This window comes from Rhodococcus sp. IEGM 1408 (assembly GCF_033142235.1).
In the GTDB taxonomy this organism is placed as follows: Bacteria; Actinomycetota; Actinomycetes; order Mycobacteriales; family Mycobacteriaceae; genus Dietzia.
In genome coordinates this window covers 38,768-58,777 of record NZ_JAWLRW010000003.1, presented here as the reverse complement: position 1 = coordinate 58,777, position 20,010 = coordinate 38,768, and the positions used below count along the sequence as shown (strand labels likewise).

At 72.2% G+C, this 20,010-nt stretch carries 17 protein-coding genes; 13 read left to right on the top strand and 4 right to left on the bottom strand.

Annotation, left to right across the window (positions count from 1 at the left end):
• Positions 1-9: 9 nt before the first annotated feature.
• Entirely contained in the window at positions 10-1,830 is a 1,821-nt protein-coding gene (locus tag R4P08_RS05510) for an FAD-binding dehydrogenase (RefSeq protein WP_317812778.1), read from the top strand.
• 16 nt (positions 1,831-1,846) lie between these two features.
• Here the strand turns inward: R4P08_RS05510 and R4P08_RS05505 are convergent, their stop codons facing one another.
• The 3 genes from R4P08_RS05505 to R4P08_RS05495 all read right to left on the bottom strand — a co-directional run bounded on the left by R4P08_RS05505 (position 1,847) and on the right by R4P08_RS05495 (position 5,784).
• A complete protein-coding gene (locus tag R4P08_RS05505; protein ID WP_317812777.1) occupies positions 1,847-3,088 on the bottom strand; it encodes an RNA polymerase sigma factor in 1,242 nt (413 codons plus the stop codon).
• The gene (locus tag R4P08_RS05500) at positions 3,073-3,453 is read right to left on the bottom strand and encodes a YciI family protein (RefSeq protein WP_317812776.1); all 381 of its coding nucleotides are present in this window, start codon (positions 3,451-3,453) and stop codon (positions 3,073-3,075) included. The genes R4P08_RS05505 and R4P08_RS05500 overlap by 16 nt, the downstream gene beginning before the upstream one ends.
• 123 nt (positions 3,454-3,576) lie before the next feature.
• Positions 3,577-5,784 (bottom strand): RecQ family ATP-dependent DNA helicase, encoded by a 2,208-nt coding sequence (locus R4P08_RS05495; protein ID WP_317812775.1) that lies wholly within the window; start codon positions 5,782-5,784, stop codon positions 3,577-3,579.
• 80 nt (positions 5,785-5,864) lie between these two features.
• Between R4P08_RS05495 and R4P08_RS05490 the strand changes: the two genes are divergently transcribed.
• The 12 genes from R4P08_RS05490 to R4P08_RS05435 all read left to right on the top strand — a co-directional run bounded on the left by R4P08_RS05490 (position 5,865) and on the right by R4P08_RS05435 (position 18,188).
• A complete protein-coding gene (locus R4P08_RS05490; protein ID WP_317812774.1) occupies positions 5,865-6,941 on the top strand; it encodes a serine hydrolase domain-containing protein in 1,077 nt (358 codons plus the stop codon).
• A 41-nt stretch (positions 6,942-6,982) separates the two neighbouring features.
• Positions 6,983-7,597 carry a class I SAM-dependent methyltransferase gene (locus R4P08_RS05485; RefSeq protein ID WP_317812772.1) on the top strand — a complete coding sequence of 205 codons (615 nt, stop codon included), beginning with the start codon at positions 6,983-6,985 and terminating at the stop codon, positions 7,595-7,597.
• A gap of 117 nt (positions 7,598-7,714) precedes the next feature.
• Entirely contained in the window at positions 7,715-9,016 is a 1,302-nt protein-coding gene (locus tag R4P08_RS05480; protein ID WP_317812771.1) for an HNH endonuclease signature motif containing protein, read from the top strand.
• Between the two features lie 106 nt (positions 9,017-9,122).
• Complete coding sequence (locus R4P08_RS05475) at positions 9,123-10,427, top strand: glutamate-5-semialdehyde dehydrogenase (protein WP_317812770.1); 1,305 nt, start codon at positions 9,123-9,125, stop codon at positions 10,425-10,427.
• A gap of 67 nt (positions 10,428-10,494) precedes the next feature.
• Positions 10,495-11,376: a MoxR family ATPase gene (locus R4P08_RS05470; RefSeq protein WP_317812769.1), complete on the top strand. Its 882-nt coding sequence runs from the start codon at positions 10,495-10,497 to the stop codon at positions 11,374-11,376.
• A 77-nt stretch (positions 11,377-11,453) separates the two neighbouring features.
• Positions 11,454-12,884 (top strand): vWA domain-containing protein, encoded by a 1,431-nt coding sequence (locus R4P08_RS05465; protein ID WP_317812768.1) that lies wholly within the window; start codon positions 11,454-11,456, stop codon positions 12,882-12,884.
• Between the two features lie 62 nt (positions 12,885-12,946).
• Complete coding sequence (nadD, locus tag R4P08_RS05460) at positions 12,947-13,663, top strand: nicotinate-nucleotide adenylyltransferase (RefSeq protein WP_317812767.1); 717 nt, start codon at positions 12,947-12,949, stop codon at positions 13,661-13,663.
• A complete protein-coding gene (gene rsfS, locus R4P08_RS05455) occupies positions 13,660-14,103 on the top strand; it encodes a ribosome silencing factor (protein WP_317812766.1) in 444 nt (147 codons plus the stop codon). The genes nadD and rsfS overlap by 4 nt, the downstream gene beginning before the upstream one ends.
• Positions 14,104-14,110: 7 nt before the next feature.
• Positions 14,111-14,809 carry a histidine phosphatase family protein gene (locus R4P08_RS05450; RefSeq protein ID WP_317812765.1) on the top strand — a complete coding sequence of 233 codons (699 nt, stop codon included), beginning with the start codon at positions 14,111-14,113 and terminating at the stop codon, positions 14,807-14,809.
• On the top strand, positions 14,806-15,636 hold the full coding sequence (locus tag R4P08_RS05445) for a DegV family protein (protein WP_317812764.1): 831 nt from the start codon (positions 14,806-14,808) through the stop codon (positions 15,634-15,636). The genes R4P08_RS05450 and R4P08_RS05445 overlap by 4 nt, the downstream gene beginning before the upstream one ends.
• A gap of 51 nt (positions 15,637-15,687) precedes the next feature.
• Positions 15,688-16,728 (top strand): helix-hairpin-helix domain-containing protein, encoded by a 1,041-nt coding sequence (locus R4P08_RS05440; protein WP_317812763.1) that lies wholly within the window; start codon positions 15,688-15,690, stop codon positions 16,726-16,728.
• Complete coding sequence (locus R4P08_RS05435; RefSeq protein ID WP_317812762.1) at positions 16,725-18,188, top strand: ComEC/Rec2 family competence protein; 1,464 nt, start codon at positions 16,725-16,727, stop codon at positions 18,186-18,188. Before R4P08_RS05440 ends, R4P08_RS05435 begins: the two co-directional genes overlap by 4 nt.
• Here the strand turns inward: R4P08_RS05435 and R4P08_RS05430 are convergent.
• A complete protein-coding gene (locus R4P08_RS05430; protein ID WP_317812761.1) occupies positions 18,175-19,842 on the bottom strand; it encodes a RecQ family ATP-dependent DNA helicase in 1,668 nt (555 codons plus the stop codon). The genes R4P08_RS05435 and R4P08_RS05430 overlap by 14 nt on opposite strands.
• Positions 19,843-20,010: the final 168 nt, after the last annotated feature.

The following is a 20,010-nucleotide window of genomic DNA, read 5'->3' as shown; positions in this document are numbered from 1 at the left end:
ACTGAGCTCATGACCAATCCCGCGTCCCGTTCCACCCGGACCGCCGGCGAGGCCCGGCCCGTTCACCCCACCTATCCGGCGTACCAGCCGCCGTCGACCTCCCGGGCCGCCAACACCGGACCGCTGCCGACCCCCGAGCCCGGATTCGTGCCGGACGTGATCGTGGTGGGCCACGGCCTGGCGGGTCTGGTCGCGACGTACGAGGCCACCCGCGCCGGCAAGAAGGTGCTGGTGGTGGACCAGGAGAACCAGAAGAACCTCGGCGGCCAGGCGTTCTGGTCGCTCGGCGGGCTGTTCCTGGTGGACACCCCGGAGCAGCGACGGATCGGCATCAAGGACTCGGTCGAGTTGGCATGGCGGGACTGGCTGGGTTCGGCGGGGTTCGACCGCCCCGAGGACCACTGGCCGCGCGAATGGGCCCGGGCCTACGTGGAGTTCGCCGCCGGGGAGAAGCGGCAGTACCTCCACGAGCTCGGACTGCGGATCATCCCCACCGTCGGCTGGGCCGAACGCGGTGGCGGCGACGTGAACGGACACGGCAACTCCGTCCCGCGCTTCCACGTGACCTGGGGGACCGGTCCCGAGGTGGTCCGGGTCTTCGAGGAGCCGGTGCTCGACCAGGCCCGGGCGGGTCTGGTCCGGTTCGCGGTGCGCCACCGGGTGGACGAGATCGTGGTGGAAGACGGCCGCGCCGTCGGGGTTCGCGGAGCCACCCTCGTCCCCTGCGACCTCGACCGCGGAGTGGCCTCTCCTCGGGACGAGACCGGGACATTCGAGTTCCGCGCCAAGGCGGTGCTGCTCGCGTCCGGGGGCATCGGCGGCAACCCGGACCTCGTCCGCCGGTACTGGCCCGTCGACCGCCTCGGCGAAGCGCCGGAGCACCTGATCGTGGGCGTGCCCGAGCACGTGGACGGGCGCATGCTGGAGATCTCCGGCGCGGCGGGGGTGCATCTGATCAACCGCGACCGAATGTGGCACTACACGGAAGGGGTCGCCAACTTCGCGCCCGTCTGGCCCTCGCATGCGATCCGGATCATCCCCGGGCCGTCGACGCTGTGGCTCGACGCGAACGGCGACCGCATGCCGGTGCCGCTGTTCCCGGGCTTCCACACCACGGCGTCCATCGAGGCGATCCGCAGGACCGGGTTCGACCACTCGTGGTTCATCCTCGACTCGGCGATCGCGGGCAAGGAGTTCATCCTCTCCGGCTCCGAGCAGAACCCGGAGTTGACGGACAAGAGCGTCAGGAAGTTCGCCTCCAAGGCGGGCAAGGGGCTGCCGCCGTCGATCGCCGACTTCGCCGAGAAGGGCGTGGACTGGGTGGTGGCCGACACCCTCGAGGAGCTGGTCACCGGCATGAACTCCCTGCTGCGCGACGGCGAGCCCGAGTTGGACGTGGAGGCGGTCCGGGAGTTCGTGTTGGCCATGGACGGGCAGATGGACAACCCCTTTGCCAAGGATGCCCAGGTGCAGGCCATCCACAATGCCCGGCGGGTCGTCACAGACAAGCTCACGCGCCTGGCCAAGCCGCACCGGCTGTTGGCGGACTCGGGGGCAGGGGCAGGTTCGGCCGCCGGTTCCGGTGGCCCGCTGATCGCGGTCAAGGTGCACCTGATGACCCGCAAGACGCTCGGCGGGATCGAGACCTCGCTGGACTCCCAGTGCCTGACCCCGGACGGCTCGCCGTTCCCCGGCCTGTACGCCGCCGGCGAGGTGGCCGGCTTCGGCGGCGGCGGGGTCCACGGCTACAACTCCCTCGAGGGCACCTTCCTCGGCGGCTGCATCTTCTCCGGGATGAAGGCCGGACGGGCCATGGCGCGGGAGGTCTGAGGGGTCCCGAGAGGGGTCAGCTGAGCGGCGGGGAGGGGCACCGGGCGGCGTCGCGGGCGCGCTCGAGGTACCGGCGCTCGGCGGGTTCGGTGGTGAGGATGAGCGCGCGATCGTAGGCGTCCAACGCGCTGCCCCGCCTGCCCGAGTCCGCGAGCAGGCGGGCCCGCGCGGCGAGTGCCGGCTGGAACCACTCCGCCCGGGGCCCGATCTCGTCGAGCACGCCCAGCCCGGCGTCGGGGCCCTCGCACTCGGCGGTCGCGATGGCCAGCGCCACCGTCCCGCCGACGGTCGGGGCGAGTCTGCGAAGACCGGCGAGGAGGCGTCGCACCGAGTCCCAGTCCGTGACTCCGGTCTCCCGCCGGGCACAGTGCACTGCCTGGACGGCCGCCTGCAGCCGGTAGGGGCCGGGAGGCTCTGTGGCTCCGGCGAGACGCAGGTGCTCGCGCCCCCGCTCGAGCAGAGTGTCGTCCCAGCGGCTCGTGTCCTGCGCGGCGAGCGGGACGAGGTCGCCGCGCTCGTCCCGGCGTGCGCCCGATCGGCAGGCTGAGAGACAGAGCAGGGCGGCGAGCCCGTGCGACTCCGGATCTCCGGGAACGAGTTCAGTGAGGAGTTCGGCGAGGAAGACCGCCTCCCCGGCGAGGCCCGATCGTGGCTCGGCCGCCGAGAACTCCCACTCCACCGAGTACGCGGCGTAGATGGCCTCGCGGATCGCGGCGAGTCGGTCCGGGAGTTCGTCCACGCCGGGCACCTCGAACGGGATGTCGCTCTGGCGGATCTGCTTCTTCGCCCGCGTGAGTCGGGCAGCCATCGTGGCCTTGGGAACGAGCATCACCGCGCCGATGCGTTCGGCCGTCAGGTTCAGGACGGTGTTGAGCATGAGCGGTGTCCTGGCCGCGGGGTGGATCGCGGGATGCGCGGCCACCGCCAGCAGCGCGAGCCGCTGGTCGGGGATCCCGACGGCGCTGTCGTCGACCGCCGGGTCGCCCGGTTCCGGGTAGTCCTCGGGAATCGGACCGAGGCGCCCGGAGGCCCGCCAGCTGTCGCGGCGTCGATTGCGGGCCACGGAGAAGAGCCACGCCTCCGGACGGTCGGGGATCCCGTCGCGGGGCCAGGTCACGAGGGCCCGTTCGATCGCGTCGGAGACGGCGTCCTCGGCGGCGGCGAGGTCGCCGTCCGGCGCCGCCAGGAAGGCCACGAGGCGCGGCCGTGCGGTGCGGGCGACGTCCTCGATCGTCCCGCTGGTCAGGCGGTCTTCCATGTCCCGTCGCTGACGTAGGCGCCGACCGGCCGCACCTCGACGACCCCGTAGGCCGCGCCCGGGAACTTCTCGGCCCACGCCAGGGCCGCGTCGGGGCCGGCCACGTCCAGGACGAAGACCCCCGCGAGCGCCTCCTTGGCCTCGGCGAACGGGCCGTCCTCGATGACGGTGCTGCCGGTGCGCCGGGTGACGGTGGTGGTGGCCGCGGACGGGTGCAGCATCTCCGCGGCGATGAGCACCCCCGCCGCCTGCAATGCGGAGACGTAGTCCGTCATGAGCTGCTGCATCTCCGCGATCTGCTCATCCGTGGGCTGCGGACCGCTCCCGCCGGGCTCGGGCGCGTGGAACACCAGTGCGTAGCGCATGGTCTGATCCTTCCTCGAATTCCGGCCGCGTGTCGGCCGGTTCGAGTGATGACGTCTCACCGACGCCGGAATCGACATCGTCGGCGGATTCGTCCGGGCCGGCCTCGTCTCCGGTGGACTGGATCAGCCCGCGCTCGCCACCGCCAGGGGCAACACGGCGGGAGCGCCCGCCGAGCGCAGGTGCCGTGCGGCTTCAGTGACCGTCCAGCCCGTTCCCAGCAGACCGGTGACCAGCAGGACCGGGGCATCGGGGACGCTGTCCGGCCCGGTGAACGTGCCCCACAGCTGGGCCACCCGGTAAGCGGAGTTCTGGGCCGTCACCGCGGGGAGTGCGTCCTCGCGGGTGAGCTCGCCCAGGTAGTCCATGCGGCCCATCTGGGCGATCGCCCGCGCCAGGCTCGCCACCAGGATCGGCTTGTCCCCGGACGTCAGCGCGACCACCCCGGAGGGGCGTCCGTCCCAACCCCATTCCTTCAGGACGGGGACGCAGGCCCGGACCATCCACTCGGGCGCCTCCTGGTCGGGTTGGGCGAGCAACCCGCGGAGCTTCTGCCCCAACCCGAGGTCGGTGAGTCGCGCCAGCGCCCGACCCTCGGCGGGACCCTCGGCGATCTTGCCCTTGAGCGGCACGTCGAGCTTGGCCAGGCCTGTGGGCCACTGCTTCCGGGGCGGCAGGACGACCCCCGGCCGCTCGAGTGCCTCCCGGGCGCGGGTGAGCGCGCTGTCGTCGACGGCGGTGGTCCGGCGGTCGCCGGTGCAGTTGTCGCAGCGCCCACACCCCCCGGAAGCGGGGTCCAGGGTGGGGTCGTCGAGCTGGGCGCGCAGGTATTCCATCCGGCACGCGTCGGTGCGCTCGTACTCGATCATCGTCTTCTGTTCTGCCGACCGGGCCTCGGCCAGACCGGCGTAGCGCTGCGCGTCGTAGTGCCACGGTTGCCCGGTCGCGATCCAGCCGCCCCGGACCCGCTGGACCGCCCCGTCCACGTCGAGGACCTTGAGCACCATCTCCAGCCTGGTCCGGCCCAGGTCCACCGCGGGTTCGAGGGCCGGCGTGGACTGGGCGCGGTCGGGCTCCAGCGCGTCGAGAACGCGGCGCACCACGTCCTCGGGCGGGAAGGCCAGGGACGCGAAGTGGTTCCAGATCGCCCGGTCCTCGGGGCCCGGCAGCAGCACGACCTCGGCCCGGTCCGCGGCGCGCCCGGCGCGGCCGATCTGCTGGTAGTACGAGATCGGCGACGGCGGAGCGCCCAGGTGGACGACGAACCCCAGGTCCGGCTTGTCGAACCCCATGCCCAGCGCGGACGTGGCGACCAGCGCCTTGACCTCGTTGTCCAGCAGCGCGCGCTCGAGTTCCTCGCGCTCGCCGGCGTCAGTCCGCCCGGTGTACGAGCTCACGCGGTGTCCGGCGGAGGTGAGCAACTCGGCCATGTCCTGGGCCGCGGCGACGGTGAGGCTGTAGATGATCCCGCTGCCCGGGAGCGACTCCAGGTTCTCCACCAGCCAGGCGGCGCGCTTCTCCGAGTCGTCGATGGTCACCACGGACAGGCGCAGGGACTCGCGGTCCAGGCCGCCGCGCAGGACCAGGGTGTCGGACTCCGCCGACTCGCCCACCCCCAGCTGCTCGGCCACGTCCCGCACCACGCGGTCGTTGGCGGTGGCCGTGGTGGCCAGGACCGGCACCCCCTCGGGGAGCTCGGCCAGCAGCGTGCGGATGCGGCGGTAGTCGGGCCGGAAGTCGTGCCCCCAGTCCGACACGCAGTGGGCTTCGTCCACCACCACGAGTCCGGCGTCGGCGGCGAGGGAGGGCAGGACGGTGTCCCGGAAGTCGGGGTTGTTCAGGCGCTCCGGGCTCACCAGCAGGACGTCTACCTCCCCGTCGCGGACGGCCGCGCGGACGTCGTCCCATTCGGTCATGTTGGCCGAGTTGATGGTGGCCGCCCGGACCCCCGCCCGCGCTGCCGCCTCGACCTGGTTGCGCATGAGGGCGAGTAGCGGGGAGACGATCACGGTGGGGCCCGAGCCGGATTCGCGGAGCAGTCGGGCGGCGATGAAGTACACCGCCGACTTGCCCCAACCGGTGCGCTGAACCACCAGGGCGCGCCTCCGGTGTGCGACCAGCGCCTCGATGGCCGTCCACTGGTCCTCGCGAAGGACCGCGTTCGGGCCGGCGAGCGCGATCAGCAGCTCCTCGGCGCGGCCGCGGAGGGCCGCCGACTGCCCGCCGGCGGGCGACGTGGCTTCGTCGGCGGTGCCGGGGATGGTGTCGGCGACGGCGGTCCGGGGACCGGTGGCCGGGTCGTCGTCATGGGTACGGTCCGCCGGCGAGGTCATGGGCCCATCGTGCCCCACGGCTACGACAGGGGTGGGTGCGGCGACCGGCGGGGAGGGGTTGACTGGGCGGCATGAGAGGAATGGGCAGCGAGGTCGGTGCCGGCGGTGAGGGCGGCATGGGCGGGGAGCGCGGCGAGGTCGGTGCGGGCGCGGGGACCGAGCACGCGGTCGAGAGGGCCGCTGACCGTCTGGCGCGCCGGCGGGTCGGGATGGTGCTCGGCGGCGGGCGGTCGGGAGGGGTCCACGTGACCGCCCGCGGCGACACCGGCCGGGGCGCGGCACCGGATGCCCGCACGCTCTTCGAGATCGGGTCCGTCACCAAGACCTTCACCGCGCTCCTGCTCGCCGACGGGGTGCTCCGGGGGCAGTGGGCGCTCGACACCCCGGTGCGCGACCTGCTCCCGGCCGGCGTGGGCGTCCCCAGCCGCGACGGGGTGCAGATCACCCTGCAGCACCTCGCCACCCACACCTCGGGCCTGCCGCGGACGCCCGGGCGGCTCGGAATCCGCGAGAACGTCGCCTATCTGCGCACGGGGGCGGACCCCTACGCGGGGCTCTCACAGGACGACGTGCTCCGGGCGCTCCCGGGCGCCAAGCTCTCGCGGGTGCCGGGAAGCGGCAAACCGAAGTACTCCAACCTCGGATTCGGGCTCCTGGGCACAGCGCTGACCACGGCGACCGGACTCGACTACGGCTCGTTGGTCCGGGACCGGATCTGCGTTCCGCTCGGGATGACCGACACCGTCGTAGACGACCAGATGACCACCGATCAGCGGCAGCGGATGGCGGTCGGACACCGTCGTCGTCGTCGCACGGCGGAGCCCTGGCCCCTCCCCGGGATCCCCGGGGCGGGCGCGCTTCGCTCGACCGCCACCGACATGCTGCGATTCCTGGCGGCCCAGGTCGACCCGCCCGACACCGGGCTGGGGGAGGCCGTCCGGCTCACCCACGCGACCCCGCCCGGGGGTCCGGGGGAGATGGGGCTCGGGTGGCACCGCGCCGGGCCGCGCACCCTGTGGCACAACGGGGGCACCGGCGGGTTCCGCTCGATCGCGATCGTCACGCCGGACTCGCGGGTGGTCACGCTCGCCCTCGTCAACCAGACCCGGGGAGCCGACCTGACGGCGTTCCGGCTGATGCGCCGGATCGACGGGTGAGGTCGGGACGCGAACGGATCCGGCGCGGTCATACTGGGGGCATGAGCACCCGCACCTGGCAGGACATCATCAGCGACGACCCCGAGCACTCCCGCAGGTACGCCAAGCGGTGGGACGACATGGTGGCGGAGGGCGTGGACATCGACGGCGAGGCGCGGCTGATCGACGCCATGGTCCCGCGCGGTGCCCGGATCCTCGACGTCGGCTGCGGGCAGGGTCGCACCGGCGCCTACCTGCACTCGCGAGGGCACCACGTCACCGGCGTGGACCTGGACCCGCACCTGATCGAGCGGGCCCGCGAGCTGTGCCCCGACGCGACCTGGGAGGTCGCGGACCTGGCCGACGACGGATGGGCGGCCGGGCCGTTCGACCTGGCCGTGTCCGCGGGCAACGTCCTGGCGTTTGTGGACCCCGCCGACCGCGGCACCGTCCTGGCCAACCTCGCGGCGCGCATTGCGACGACCGCCGACGATCCCGAGGGCCGCCCCGGGCGACTGGTGGTGGGCTTCGGGCTCGACCGCGGCTGGACCCACGAGGAGTTCGACGCGGCCGCCGCGCAGGCCGGGCTGCGTCTGGAGCAGCGGTGGTCGACGTGGGACCTCAGGCCGTTCGACGACGACAGCGGCTTCATGGTCGCGGTGCTTGTGCGCGCATAGCCAGCCTGGGCTCCGTGCGTTCCCGCAGCATAAGCGCAGTTCAGGGGGCTAAATAGGTTACCCGATCGGTACCCCGTGTTCGAACGGGCGTGCGACATCGGGCGATAGAATGACGTCATGATCGAGGGCCTCCTGGAGACGACGACGACGACGAGCGTGGAGCGACTGAGCTCCGTGTGCTGGTCCGAGCTGTCCCGGTCGGAGCTCTCCGAGGCGCTGCGTCGACTGGAAGAGGTCTCGCGCCGACTTGATGCCATCAGTGCGGCGGGGGCGGCCGAGTCGGCCGGTCGTGCTGAACAGGCGGGCCGGTCGGTGACGTCCGCGGCCACCGCTCTGGGTAAGGAACTGGGACTGACGGCAGGGCAGTGTCGATCGCGGATCGATGCCGGGCGGCGAGGGGGTTCTCCAGCGATGGACGCCCACCGGCGGGGCCGGATCACCGCCGGGCAGGAGCGGGCGATCGGTGAGGCCGTGGACGAGTTGCCGGAGGGGGCGCCGGCGGAGGCTCGACTGGACTTCTCCCGCCACCTGACCGAGCTCGCCGAGGCCGGGGCGAGTGTCCGGGCGATCACGGCTGCGGCGGCGCGGGAACTGGCGAAAGCCGATCCGGGACGGTTGGAACGACTGGAAGAGCAGCAGCAGAAGCGCCGGGAACTGCGGGCGCATCGGCCCGGCTTGGACGGGATGTCCAGCGTCGGGATCAGCTGCGAGCCCCGGCTGCAGGCGTTGCTGGCGGCGGTGATCGCCCGGTTCGCCTGCCCGGGGCAGTGCATCGCGGCACCGGTCGACCCGGAGACGGGCGAGCCCGTTGATCGCGACGCGCTCGCCGCCGCGGACACCCGCACGGCCGGCCAGCGGGCCTACGACGCCCTGTGCCACGTGCTCTCACACGGGCTGGCCGCGGAGCCGGGTGCCACCCGCGGAGTGGCGGCGATCGTGGTGCGACTGACCGCCGAGCAGCTCGACGCCGTCGAAGCCGGCGGGGCCGGAGGGGCTGGCGACCTGGTGGAGACCGACGCGGGAGTGCAGATGACCGCGGCGCAGGCGGTGTCGCTCGCGGGCCGGCGATCCTGGTTCCTTTCCGCGCTGCGCGACGGTCGCGAGGAGTTGCGGCGCATCGATATAGACCGCGGCCGGGGCGGCCGGCTCGCGACCGCGATCCAGCGACTGGTCCTGTACGCGGCGCACGGGGGATGCACCCACCCGGGCTGCGAGCAACCCGCAGCCAAGTGCCAGGGGCATCACGTGGTCGATTGGGCCCGGGGCGGACCCACCACGCTGACCAACCTGGCGCTGGTCTGCCCGATCCACCACGGGTGGATAGGCGACGGGCCCGGCCAGTGGCGCACTGTCCCCGACCCCGCACGGCCCGGCCAGCCCCGCTGGATACCACCCGGGACACCTGCGAGGGCGGCATGACAAGCGCCCGATGCCTGTCCGGCAGTGCGACGTGCGCGGGTTCGTCGTTACATCCGAGGTCGTCGCATCTGAGGTCGGCGTGACGAGCATCGGTAAGCTGGGGGATATGACCACCAGCAGCCTCGACGCCCCCGACCTCGCCGGACAGACGGACGCCGATCAGGCCGGCGCGGATCCGGTCCGCGTGGCCGTCCATGAGGCCGCCCGCCGCGCCCGCACCGCCTCGCGGGAGCTGGCTCTGCTGACAGCGGACCGTAAGAACGCGCTCCTGCTGGCGGCAGCCGATGCGCTCATCGCCGCGGAGTCGGGGATCCTGGAGGCCAACGCCCGCGATATCGAGGAGCAGACGGTGCTCGGGACCAGCGAGGCGATGCTGGACCGGCTGCGCCTGACCCCGGCTCGACTCGATGGGATCGCCGACGGGCTGCGCCAGGTGGCGGGGCTGGCAGACCCGGTCGGTGCGGTCATCCGCGGATCCACGCGACCCAACGGTCTGCAGCTGCGCCAGCTCCGCGTGCCCCTCGGCGTCGTCGGGATGATCTACGAGGGCCGGCCCAACGTCACCGTCGACGCCTTCGGGTTGGCGTTCAAGTCCGGCAACGCGGCCCTGCTGCGCGGCTCCCGGTCCGCCCGCCACTCCAACAAAGCGCTGGTGACGGTGTTGCGCGGGGTGCTCTCGGAGTACAACCTGCCCATCGACGCGGCCCAGCTGCTGCCCTCGGAGGACCGCTCGTCGGTCACCCACCTCATCCAGGCCCGCGGCCTGGTGGACGTGGTGATCCCCCGCGGCGGCGCCGGACTGATCCAGACCGTGGTGGAGAACGCCAAGGTGCCGGCCATCGAGACCGGCACCGGCAACTGTCATCTCTACATCCACGGAGACGCCGACCTGGACGAGGCGATCAGCCTGCTGCTCAACGGCAAGACCCGCCGCTGCAGCGTCTGCAACGCCACCGAGACGGTGCTGATCGACGAGGCGCTAGGGGACGCCGCGGTGGACCGGGTGGTCGACGCCCTCCGCTCGGCCGGAGTCACCGTGCACGGTGATCGCGAGGGACTGGTCCCGGCGGACGACGTGGACTGGGGCGAGGAGTACCTGAGCATGGACATCGCGCTCAAGGTGGTCGACGGCGTCGACGCCGCAATCGAGCACATCGCCCACTGGTCCTCGGGTCACACCGAGGCCATCTCCACCCGGAGCCTCGACGTGGCCGACCAGTTCTGTGCCCGGGTCGACGCGGCCGCGGTCATGGTCAACGCGTCCACCGCGTGGACCGACGGCGAGATGTTCGGCTTCGGCGCCGAGATCGGCATCTCCACCCAGAAACTGCACGCGCGCGGACCGATGGGCCTCGAGGAACTGACCAGTACGAAGTGGATCGCCCACGGCAAGGGACACGTGCGTCCATAAGGCACGCACACCCAGGGCCGTCGCCGGCCCGCCACCGACGACCGACCAACCGAAGAGGACCCACCCGATGGACCGAGCCCGCACCGCCCAGCGACCCGCTTTCGAGAGCATCGACCACGTCATCGAGAGCCTCGGCGCGCAGGGGTACCTGGCCGACCGCTCGACGGCGACGGTCGTCTACCTGGCCGACCGGCTGGGCAAGCCGCTGCTCATCGAGGGGCCCGCGGGGGTGGGCAAGACCGAGCTCTCCAAGGCGGTCGCGGCGGCCACGGAATCCGAGCTCATCCGGCTGCAGTGCTACGAGGGCGTCGACGAGGCCCGGGCGCTGTACGAGTGGAACCACGCCAAGCAGATCCTGCGCATCCAGGCCGGCCAGGGCGAGGGTTGGGACTCCACGCGGGACGACGTGTTCTCCGAAGAGTTCCTGCTCTCCAGGCCGCTGCTCACCGCCATCCGCCGCAGCGAGCCCACCGTGCTGTTGATCGACGAGGTGGACAAGGCCGACATCGAGATCGAGGGCCTGCTGCTCGAGGTGCTCAGCGACTTCGCGGTGACCATCCCCGAGCTCGGCACCATCGAGGCCGTCCGCAAGCCGTTCGTGGTGCTCACCTCCAACGCGGCCCGCGAGCTCTCGGAGGCGCTCAAGCGTCGCTGCCTCTACCTCCACCTGGACTTCCCGACCCCCGAGCTCGAGCGGAAGATCCTCGCCTCGCGGGTGCCCGAACTGGACGACCGGCTGGCCGAACAGCTGGTCCGCGTGGTCGGGGTGCTGCGCGCGATGGCGCTCAAGAAGGTCCCGAGCGTGTCCGAGACCATCGACTGGGGCCGCACCCTGGTGGCGCTGGGACTGGACACGATCGACGACGAGACCGTCATGCAGACCCTCGGAGTGGTGCTCAAGCACCAGTCCGATCAGCTGCGCGCGGCCGCCGAGCTACGACTCAACTAGCCGCCGGCTCAACGAGACGCCGGCTCGACCAGAAGCTCCGGAAGCAACCAGTGCAGTCCGATCAGGAGGCGGGGAACATGGCCAAGGGCACTCCGGGCGGGATGGCCGGGCACCTCGTCGACTTTGTCGACGCGATGCGACGCAAGGGCATCCCCGTCGGGCCCAGCGAGGCGGTCGACGCGGCGGCGGCGATGGTCCACATCGATCTCCTCGACCGGGCCGCGCTGCGGGAGGCGCTCGCGGCCACGATCCTGCACAAGCCCACTCACCGCGGAGTGTTCGACCAGCTCTTCGACCTGTGGTTCCCGGCCGCCATCGGGGCCCATGCCGCGGCGGGCGCGGCGGCCCTCGAGGTGGAGATCCCGACGGACGACGACGGCAAGGTGGACCCCGAGGCGCTGAACGAGCTCATCGCCTCGCTGCTGCTCGAGGACACCGAGGAGTCGCGGGGCAAAGCCCGGGCGCTCGCGGAACTGCTGGTCGAGCAGCTCGGCGCCTACGATTCCGCGGGCGGGCAGCGCTTCTCCGCGTATCAGGCGCTCAGCCCGCTGGACACCAGCGCGATCATGAAGAAGATCCTCGACGGTCTGCTCGGCGCGGACCCCTTCGACCCGGACGGGGCCAAGCGGCACGCCGAGAAGTCCGCGGCCGCCAACTCCGCCGCGGACATGGTGCGGGGCTTCCTCCGCGAGGTCGCCGACGAGACCCGGCGCAGGACCGCGGAGACCGTGGGCCGGGACCGGGTCGCCGACTACGCGGTGGGCCCCGCGGCCGAACAGGTGGACTTCCTCCGCGCCAACGACCAGGACCTGCAGGTGCTGCGACGGCGTGTGGGCCCCCTCGCGCGTCAGCTGGGCAGCCGCCTGGCCGCACGTCGTCGTCGTCATCGTCACGGCGCCATCGACATGCGCAAGACCATGCGCAAATCCATGTCCACCGGCGGGGTTCCGGTCGAGTTGGTGCTGCGCAAACCCCGGCCCGCGCGGCCCGAGCTGGTGGTGCTGTGCGACGTGTCGGGGTCGGTCGCCGGGTTCAGCCACTTCACCCTCCAGCTGGTGCACTCCCTGCGCGAGCAGTTCTCCCGGGTCCGGGTGTTCGCGTTTGTCGACACCACCGACGAGGTGACCTCGTTCTTCGAGACGGGGTCGGATCTCGGGTCGGCCATGAGCCGGATGGTGCGCGAGGCCGAGATCGTCACCTACGACGGACACTCCGACTACGGGCACGCGCTCGAGGGGTTCGCCGACCGCTACGCGCACACGCTCACCCGCACCGGTTCGCTGCTCATCCTCGGCGACGGCCGCAACAACTATCGCGACCCCTCGGTGGAGTCGCTGGAGTTCGTCGCCGAGCGTGTCGGCCACACCCACTGGCTCAACCCTGAACCCAAGCGGCAGTGGGGGACCGGGGACTCCGCCGCCAAACTGTATTCCCAGTACGTTCCGATGCACGAGTGCCGCAACGTCGAGCAGCTCACGGCTGTCGTCTCGGGCCTGCTCCCGGTGTGAGGCGGGAGGGCCGGGGCGCGGGTGCGGGCTGAAGCCGGGTCGGACCGATAGACTCGTCAACCATGACCACGATGGGGACCGCCGCGAGCGCTGGGCGCCGCATCGGAGTGATGGGCGGGACCTTCGATCCGATCCATCACGGTCACCTGGTGGCGGCCAGCGAGGTGGCTCACCGTTTCGATCTCGACGACGTCGTCTTTGTCCCCACCGGCGAACCGTGGCAGAAGCGGGGCCGGACCGTCTCGCCCGCCGAGGACCGGTATCTCATGACCGTCATCGCGACGGCCTCCAACCCCCGGTTCTCCGTCAGCCGCGTGGACATCGACCGCCAGGGACCCACCTACACGGTCGACACCCTCAAGGATCTGCTGCGGCAGAACTCGGACACGGAGTTGTTCTTCATCACCGGCGCCGACGCTCTGCAGAAGATCCTGACCTGGCGCGGCTGGGAGGAGATGTTCGAGCTGGCCACGTTCGTCGGGGTGTCGCGCCCAGGCTTCGAGCTCTCGGACACCCATATCGAGCAGATCGGTGACGAGCGGGTCCACCTGCTCGAGATCCCCGCCCTGGCGATATCGTCGACCGAATGCCGTCGCCGCGCCGCCGGCGACGCACCCGTCTGGTACCTCGTGCCAGACGGGGTCGTGCAGTACATCGCCAAACGCAACCTCTACCGCCCCGAAGGCTCCACCAGGCTCGACGGCACCCACGCAGCGACGGCTCCGGTACACCGGGAGCTCGTCACCACCGAACCCCACACCGAGGAGAACCCCCAGTGACCGCAAGCCCCCAGGCCCTAGAGATGGCCGGCATCGCCGCCCGCGCCGCGGACGAGAAGCTGGCGACCGACATCGTCGTCATCGACGTCTCCGGACAGCTCATCATCACCGACTGCTTTGTTCTGGCCTCAGCCGAGACCGAACGTCAGGTCAACGCCATCATCGACGAGATCGAGGACAAGCTCCGCGAGGCCGGGCACAAGCCGCTGCGACGCGAGGGCACCCGCGAGGGACGCTGGGCACTGCTCGACTTCAACGAGATGATCGTTCACGTCCAGCACGTCGACGAGCGCGACTACTACTCGCTCGACCGCCTGTGGAAGGACTGCCCGATCGTGGAGATCGAGGGCGTCGAGACGTCCCGTCGGGCCGCGGCGTCAGCCACCGGCACTGACGATTCGCTCGCGCCGGAGGAGCCGCAGCGGGATCAGGGGCTCTGACACCCCGGTGACCCGCCGTCTCATCCTGCTGCGTCACGGCCAGACGCACTACAACGCCGCGTTCCGGATGCAGGGCCAGCTGGACACCGAGCTCAGTGAGATCGGTGTCCAACAGGCCCATGCGGTCGGGCGTGTTCTGGCGCGTCGTCGACCGTGGACGATCCTGTCCTCGGACCTGCAGCGGGCGCACGAGACGGCGCGGGCACTGGCCTCGGAGGTCGGACTCGAGGTGCGGACCGACCCGCGGCTGCGCGAGACCGACCTGGGCGACTGGCAGGGGATGAGCCACTCCGAAGTCGACGGGCAGTGGCCCGACGCGCGGATGCGGTGGCGGAGCACTCCCCGGTGGTCCCCGCCAGAAGGGGAGAGTCGCCTCGACGTGGCCCGGCGCACCCGCGAGGTGGTCGACGAGCTCGTGGACGCCTCGACCGACTGGAGCGAACACCCGGCGGTTCTCGTGGCGCACGGCGGCGCGATCGCCGCGCTCACCGCGGCCCTGATCGAGCTGCCGGTCGAGCAGTACCCCATCTTCAACGGACTCGGGAACACCTGTTGGGTGCAGCTGTCCGCGCACCCTCGCCCCGAGTTGTGGAGCGGGCAGACCGCCACGCCGGAGATCGGACCGACGACCGACGGTGCGCGCCAGGTGCTGTGGCGGTTGGATCAGTGGAACGCCGGCCTCACGCCCCCGGTGGAGGCGTCGTGACGATCCGTCTGGTCACCGACTCCAGCGCCGACCTGCCCGCGGAGTGGGTCCGCGAGTTCGGCGTCACCGTGGTGGGCCTGCACGTGGTCGAGGAGGGGGACCGGGCGGTGTCGACGGCAGCCGTCACCCCGGACGAGCTCGCGACCATCTATCAGGAGTTGCTCGACGACCCGGACTGCACGGGCATCGTCTCCGTTCACCTCTCGCGTGAGCTCTCGCGAACCTGGCAGTCGGCCGCCGACGCGGCCACGAGGTTCGGTGGCCGCGTGCTGGTCTCCGACTCCCGGTGTGCCGGGATGGCGTTCGGTGCCGCCGTGGCCCAGTGCGCGTGGGCGGCCGGCAACGGGCTCGGACTGTCCGCCACCTACGAGCTCGCCGAGCGGCTGTGCCGCGGGGCATCGACGTTCGCCGCTCTGGAATCGCTGGAGAGCCTGCGCCGTGGCGGCCGGATCAGCGCCCTGGCCGCGATCTTCGGCAGTGCACTGTCGATGCGCCCGATCATCGTCCTGCGGGCGGGGTCGGTCGGACTCGCCGCCAAGGCCCGGACCACCACCAAGGCGCACGAGAGGCTGCGGTCCCTGCTCCGCGACGAGGTCAACCGGGGCGACGTGCTGGTGGCCGTCCACCATCACGAGGCGCAGGAGCGGGCCGAGGAGATGGCCACCGAGATCCGTAAGGAGACCCCGTTCCCGGAGCGGGTCCTGATCGTCGACTTCGATGAGGTCCTGGCGTGGCATCTGGGCCCCGGGACCGTGGGTGTCTCGGTGACAGACCTCGTGGACACCGAATTCCCCATCCCCGCGGTCTCTCCACAGGGCGCCGACTGACAGCCGCTGCTGAGCCCGGATCGGGTCACCTGCCGGACTAGTTTCGGGGCCATGTCCCCCGACACCCGGATGCATCTCGCGGATACTCCAGACCCCGTCCGGGATCCGGCGCGCGCGGCCGCCCTCCACCGACTCTCCGGCGCGACGGCAGCCGCGAGTGTGCCCGCAGATCCCGGCGCGACGGCAACCGCGAGTGCGCCTCCCGTTCCCACTGCGCACCCGGTTCCCTGGGCCGACGCGGACCCGGACGGCAGGAGGCCCGAGAGGGTGCCGCCCGCGGACCCGGACCCTCTGGCATGGGCGGACCCGCCATGGTGGCGCCGGGTCCGGTGGGCGCCCGACAGGGTGGCGGGCATCGCCCTGGTGGTCCTGGTGTTGGCGCTCGGCGCGTTCTCCGTCCACCGATTGCTCTCCGCGGTGCCGGTCGGCCCACCGGTGCCGGATCTCCCGCTGGCTACACCGGGGGAATCGGTTCCGGCCGCCGGTTCCACTGCTCCCGGTGCCTCCGCGGTCCCCGTCACGGGGGAGCCGCCCTCGGACCAGACCGCAGCGGAGCACCTCGTCGTCTCGGTGATCGGGCTGGTCGGCCGCAGCGGGCTGGTGACCGTGGCCCCGGGCGCCCGGGTGGCCGATGCCCTGGACAGCGCCGGCGGGGTGCTCGAGGGCGGCGACCGGGACGGGCTCAACCTGGCCCGGAAGGTCGTGGACGGCGAGCAGATCCTCGTGGGCCTGGCCCCCGGGCCGGACGGTCCCCGTGGCCCCCGGAGCGGCATCGTCGGCGCGGACCCGGGCCCGCCGGTGGCCGGAGCACCGAATGCCGCAGCCCCGAATGCCGCAGCCCCGAACGCCGGCGCGCCCGCCGCCGCGCCCGGTGCGCCCGGTGCGCCGGCGGCAGGTGGCGGACTGGTCAACCTCAACTCCGCCGACGCCGCGACGCTCGACACCCTGCCCGGGGTGGGGCCGGTGACGGCGGCGGCGATCCTGTCCTGGCGGGCGGCCAACGGTTCGTTCGCCAGCGTCGACCAGCTGGCGGAGGTCGACGGCATCGGTCCGGCGACGCTGGCCCGCCTCCGGCCGCTGGTCATGGTGTGACCGGCACCGGCCCGGGGGAGCACGCGGCCGGCGTCGCAGGCGGAAGTCCGCCTCCGTCAGGGCGGGTCCCGGCGGCCCGGGATCTCCGGCTGGTCCTGCCGACGCTGGCGCTGTTCCTCGTGACCGCGGCGACCGTCGGGATGCGGCCCGCGGCCGCGGCCGCCCTCGGGGTGGTCCTGCTGATGTCCGCGGTGATCGCGGTGGTCTGGTCGACGACGAACGGAGCGGCGAGCGGGATCGATCGCACGGCGCTGGGGGTCCTGGCCATGGCGTGCGCGCTCGGTGCGACAGGCGCCGGGGTGCAGGCCGCTCGCTCGCACGCGCTGGCCGCGCATCCCCTGATGTCACTGGCGGGCGCCCGGACCGGAGTGGAGGCCGTGGTGACGGGCTTCGACCGCCCGGTCCGCAGTGGCGGGGTGATGGTGCCGGTCCGCGTGGAGGTCACCGGGTCGGGGGAGTCCGCCCGGGCGGCCGACCTCGACGTCGTGGTGCTCGCCCGCGACGGGTGGCGGGGCCTGCCTCCCGGGACGCGCGTGCGGGCGTCGGTCGCGGTTCTCGACCCGCTCTCGCCCGGGGACCCGCCGGGTCTGCGGGCCCTGACTGCTCCCGCAGTGATGGGCGAGCCCGGACTGTCCGGCCGGGCCCCCGCCGCGGTGCGGGAGCGATTCCGAATGGTGTCGGACCTTGCGCTCGACGGCGAAGCGGTGGGGCTGCTCCCGTCGTTCGTGCTCGGCGATGAGGGCGGGGTTTCCACCGAGACCCGGGATGAGTTCCGAGCAGCGGGGTTGGCCCATCTCGCAGCGGTGTCCGGGGCCAACACCACCTACGTGGTGGGAGCGGTGCTGCTCGCAGCGGCGGCCCTGGGCGCGGGCCGCCGAGGCCGCATCGTTGCCGCGGTGCTGGCCCTGGGGGGCTTCGTCGCAGTGGTGGGCCCGGAACCCGCGGTGCTCCGGGCGGCCGGCACCGGGGCGATCGGACTCGCCGCCCTCAGTGCCCATCGGACCGGCCGCCCGCTGGCGGCGCTGGCGGCGGTGGTCCTGCTGGTCGCGCTCCTCGACCCCGCCACCGCGACGGGAGCCGGGTTCGTCCTGTCGGTCACCGCGACGGCCGCACTCGTGCTGACGGCCCGCTCGGTCGCCGTGCGGATCCGACGGCCATGGATGCCCGGGCCCGTCGCCGATGTCCTGGCGGTGTGCGTGGTGGCCCACCTCGCCACCCTGCCGGTGCTGATGGCCTCAGGGCTCGAGGCGGGGCCATGGTCCCTGCCCGCGAACATCGCGGTGGCGCCGGCGGTGCCGGTGGTCACGGTGCTCGGGACCGCATCGGCCGCGCTGGGGCCGCTGTGGGAGGACGGTGCGGTGTTGCTCGCCGCGGCCTGTACGCCGGCACTGTGGTGGCTCGACACGGTCGCCGGCGTGACGGCCGCCCTACCGGGTTCGCCCGACCTCACGCCGGGGTGAGCAGTTCCTGATCGCGGATCAACTCCAGCGACAGCGTCCGGTAACCCTGTTCCTCGAAGAAGACGGTGAGGCGGTCCTTGTCGACACTCATGACGATCCCCGATCCCCACTCGCGGTGCACCACCGCGGACTGCAGCGGGAACTCGGCGGCCTCGTGGGTGATGTCCACCGCGATCCCGGCGTCGCAGGTGTCGCAGTTTCCGCAGAGGTCGGCCAGCTCCTCACCGAAGTAGCCCAGCAGGAACTGCCGGCGGCAACCGTCGGTTTCGGCGTACCCGCGCATCATCTCGATACGGGACTTGTCGATGCGCTCGAGCGTCTCTGACATCTCCTGCGCACGTCGCACCGCCTGCGCAGGCGGTAGGTCCTCGGCCAGGGAGACCCCCGTGCGGCCGGACGTGACCACCTGGCAGGCCTCGAGTAGGTTCACGGCGCCGGTGACCCGCCGCCCGGAGGCGTCGATCTCGTTGCGCAGCGCGGTGAGGCGGACCGGGCCGTCGGCTGCGCGCAGCCGTGTGACCACCGCGGCGACCACCTCGTCGTCGGCGCTGTGCGAGGAGAAGAAGCTACGTAGCCCCAGGTCCTCGCTCCGGTAGTGCAGTTCGACCTCGGCGGGTTCGCGGTCTCGACCCGCCCGGCCGGCCTCCTGGTAATAGGCGTCCAGCGAATCGGGGATGTCGGCATGCAGGACAAAGCGGACGTCCTCCCTGTCGATCCCCATCCCGAAGGCGCTGGTGGCCACCACCACGTCGAGTTCGCCGTCGAGGAACGCCGCGAGGGTCTGCTCCCGGTCGGCGGTCTTCTGCCCTGCGTGATAGGCGCTGACCCGCATCGCCCGGCCGTTCGCCGACGCGTGCTCGACAATCTGCTGCGCGTACTCCTCGGTGGCGCGGCGGGTCGCCGCATAGACCAGGCCGGGGCCGGGCAGCTCCACGGCCCGCTCGACCACCGCATCGCGTTTGGCGCCGTCCTCCACGTGTCGCCGGACCGTCAGGTGCAGTTCCGTGCGGTCGAAGCCGCCCGACAGGATCAGCGCGTCCGGCATCTCCAACCTGGACACGATCTCCTCGCGCACCGAGGTGGAGGCGGTCGCGGTCAGCGCGATGACGGTGGGGGACCCCATCCGATGCCGCGCCACGTCCAACCGCAGGTAGTCGGGCCGGAAGTCGTGACCCCACGCGGCCACGCAGTGCGCCTCGTCGACGGTGAGGAAGCTCGGTCCGGCCTCGCGGATCCGGTCCAGGACCTCCTGCTTGGCCAGCTGCTCCGGGGTGAGGAAGACGAAGTTGACCCGCCCGTCCATGACCTCCTGCGACGCCTGCTCCTGCTGACGCGCGCTCATCGAGGAGTTGATCGCCAGCGACCGGGTGGGTGCGGTCCCGGAGAGCTCGTTGAGTCCCTCACACTGGTCGGACTGCAGCGCGATGAGCGGCGAGACCACGATGCACGGACCCCCGGCCATGATCCCGGCGATCTGGTAGATCGCCGACTTGCCATATCCCGTGGGCATCACGGCCAGCACGTCCCGGCCGGCCACCGCTGCCTCGATCGCCTCCACCTGGTGCGGGCGTAGATCGTCCCAGCCGAACACCTGGCGCGCGACCTCCCGCGGGTCGGTCGACTCGGTCGGTGGTGTCAGCGTGGTCGTCGTCACGTCGTCTCTTTCGCTCACGGTCGAGTGGACCGGTCGAGTGGCCCGGCCGAGTGGCCCGCAGGGGTGACCCACGGTGGGTGGTCCGGGCATCGAGGATAAACGGCCCGCCGCGCCCCGTGTCAGTACAGCCGGGGCGGCCGGTCCGCACGACCGGTCGCACTGTCCCCG